The sequence below is a fragment of the Treponema sp. genome (assembly GCF_045657965.1).
Taxonomy (GTDB): Bacteria; Spirochaetota; Spirochaetia; order Treponematales; family Treponemataceae; genus Treponema_D.
Genome location: NZ_JAZOUG010000303.1, coordinates 1 through 2,644, shown reverse-complemented (window position 1 = coordinate 2,644; position 2,644 = coordinate 1). Strand labels below are relative to the sequence as shown.

Annotated in this window: 3 protein-coding genes and 1 tRNA gene; 1 reads left to right on the top strand and 3 read right to left on the bottom strand. The window is 35.1% G+C overall.

Going from position 1 to position 2,644, the window contains the following annotated elements; all coding sequences use genetic code 11:
- Nucleotides 1-382 precede the first annotated feature (382 nt).
- The 3 genes from ACKI5B_RS11605 to ACKI5B_RS11595 form a co-directional block, all read right to left on the bottom strand.
- A tRNA-Leu gene (locus ACKI5B_RS11605) sits at nt 383-470 on the bottom strand.
- 47 nt (nt 471-517) lie between these two features.
- Nucleotides 518-1,321 (bottom strand): prolipoprotein diacylglyceryl transferase, encoded by an 804-nt coding sequence (locus tag ACKI5B_RS11600; RefSeq protein ID WP_407428920.1) that lies wholly within the window; start codon nt 1,319-1,321, stop codon nt 518-520.
- Nucleotides 1,322-1,372: 51 nt separating this feature from the next.
- Nucleotides 1,373-1,627, bottom strand: a complete 255-nt coding sequence (locus ACKI5B_RS11595) for a hypothetical protein (protein ID WP_407428918.1) — start codon at nt 1,625-1,627, stop codon at nt 1,373-1,375.
- A 94-nt stretch (nt 1,628-1,721) separates the two neighbouring features.
- On the opposite strand from ACKI5B_RS11595, the gene ACKI5B_RS11590 reads away from it, so the two are divergent.
- On the top strand, nt 1,722-2,591 hold the full coding sequence (locus ACKI5B_RS11590) for a TatD family hydrolase (protein ID WP_407428916.1): 870 nt from the start codon (nt 1,722-1,724) through the stop codon (nt 2,589-2,591).
- The last annotated feature ends 53 nt before the right edge of the window (nt 2,592-2,644 follow it).

Below are 2,644 nucleotides of genomic sequence, written 5' to 3'. Positions count from 1 at the left end.
CAAGGAGTTGGCTAAGACATTTGTCTTCCTAAGACCGCTTGGCCTCCGACTTCAATAAAGGCCTTTAAGGAAAATGTCATAAATTGTGAAATTTGCGGAAATCCAATTGAGGATATTGCTAATGCAATTTCAAACAAGAATTCAGGTAAACCTGTTCATTTTGACTGTGTATTAAATAAAATCACGGATGAAGAAAAACTTTCACCTTCTGAAAGAGTTGCATATATTGGGCAGGGAAAATTTGCTGTTCTTTATTCAGCAAATCCGCATGATCAGAAACATTTTACAATCAAAAAAACAATTGAGTGGGAAGCACGGGATAGTCAGCGCGGAGAGTGGCGCAATGAAATGGCAGGGCTTTTCAGTCAGGTAAAATAAAAAATGCCAGGAACCGGAATCGAACCGGCACGACGGTATTAGCTGTCGAGGGATTTTAAGTCCCTTGTGTCTACCTATTCCACCATCCTGGCATCGTTGCAAGCAACGGAAACATTATAACATAAAAAAAGATTTAATTTCAAGCGAGCTGATTATTATTCTTTATCTTTTTTAGTTTAAAAATTAGTAAAAAGATTATTGAAACTATCATAATGCATAGACTTATAATTTGTGATGTTGAAAATAAGCCGTATTTTCCGCGTTCAATATCCCCTCGTAAAAATTCAACAAAAAATCTAAGTACGGAATAAGAAATAAGATAAGAAAAAATAATAAAAATATCATCGTTAAGAGAAGATTTTTTCTTAAATTTTATAGTGATAAAAAATATTCCTAATAAAAAAAGAATTATTGCTTCTAAAAGTTGTACTGGAAAAATGCCAATTTCTGATTGAACAGTAGAAATTGGATTATGATAATGTACGGCACAAAATCCATTATACGGGATTCCATAGCAACAGCCAGCACAAAAACAGCCTATTCTACCAAAAGAATGAATGATTGGTAAAATACAAGCGAATATCGGTAAGTAATCCATAATAGGTTTTCTTGTTATTCTTTTAGCTATAAAAAGTCCTAAAAATCCAAAAATTATCCCACCATAAAAAATGAATCCTACAGAACTTTTTTCTTTATCGGTAATTAAATAGAGTAATTGTTGAGGAATTTCTGAAATTGGAAATGTTATAAATATATAAAAAAATTTTGCGCCTAAAAAACCCATTCCGAATAAAATGACTGCAAAAATTATAAAATCATCAAAACTTTTATTTTCATTTTTTATAATTAATTTTGAAATAAACGATGCCAACAAAATCCCAAACGCTATACAAAGGCCGTACATTGGAATTGGTGTAGAAAAAATATAAATAAAGGGAAGCATAAATAAAAAATAAACCTGTCAAACTCTTAGTCTGACAGGTTTGTGAAAGAATTAAAGACTAGCACCGGCTGCTGCTAAACCTGCTGCACAAAGTACACATGCAACGAAAGCAATTACAGACCAAAATAAGGCTATAATGCTTGTAACAAATCCTGCTTTTGCTAATCCTGCATGTGCAGTATCTTTTTTCCCCTGAATACCAAAAATAATTCCTAGAATTGCAAGAATGATTCCAATCCAGCCTAAACCACCTGTAAAACTCATTACGATAGCGATAATACCTAAAACTAATGAAGCAACTGCCATTTTTATCTCCTTTTATGCTTACATTATAATAATAAAATTCGTATTATTCAATTTTAAGTTTCACTATTTTCATGAAATTCGATAATATATTTTTATGTTCAGTGATACTCATTTTCATTTTCATCATTTAATTGAGCGCGGGCTGGATGGTACTGAAATCCTTTCCAGACTTGTAGAGCGGAATATGTTTTTCGGTCTTGATATTGGCACGAAATGCGATGATTTACTTCGCCGTCATGTTCAGATTCAGGAGACTGTTGCAAAACTGCCGGATTTTATGCGTAAGCCAGCTGACGAAATGATTTATTATTCTGCTGGAATCTGGCCTGATGTTGAAGAAATTAAAAACCGCATCGAAGCTGTGAAAAAGCTTGAAGATTCAATCGAATCATTTATGGATAAATCACATCTTGTAGCAATCGGGGAGTGCGGACTCGATCATCACTGGAATCCAAGTGGTGTTGACGGACGATGCGAAAGTGATTTTGATAAAAGCGTGTATGAAGGTGAACGTGAACTTTTTCAGATGCAGATAGCTCTTGCCAAAAAAATGCATCTTCCTGTAATTGTTCACAGTCGTGATGCCTTTGAAGATACTTTAGACTGCATAAAAAATATGGTGTATTACAACGGAATTATTCACTGCTATTCTTACGGTAAAGATGAAGCCCGGAAATTTCTTGATTTAGGTTTGTATATAGCATTTGGCGGGGCAGTGACTTATACAAAAAAGGCTAAGATTGAAGAAATGGCAGAGCTTTTACGTTTTGTGCCGGATGACAGAATTCTGCTTGAAACAGATTCACCTTATCTGGCTCCGGTTCCACTGCGCGGACAGACAAACACGCCCGTGTTTATCGAGCATGTTTATAATTATATTGCTCAAGCCCGAGGAGTCTTGCCGGGCGAGTTGAGTGTGCTTGTCGACAAAAATATCCGCGGACTGTTTTCGCTAAAGTGCTAAAAGTTCAGTATAAGCTGCTAATGCATCCTTTGCTTCACCGGACAAAACTGTTT

Bases quoted from the DNA above. Each gene is read 5' to 3' on its own strand.
- ACKI5B_RS11595 (WP_407428918.1), bottom strand. From the start codon at position 1,627: ATGGCAGTTGCTTCATTAGTTTTAGGTATTATCGCTATCGTAATGAGT.
- ACKI5B_RS11600 (WP_407428920.1), bottom strand. From the start codon at position 1,321: ATGCTTCCCTTTATTTATATTTTTTCTACACCAATTCCAATGTACGGC.
- ACKI5B_RS11590 (WP_407428916.1), top strand. From the start codon at position 1,722: ATGTTCAGTGATACTCATTTTCATTTTCATCATTTAATTGAGCGCGGG.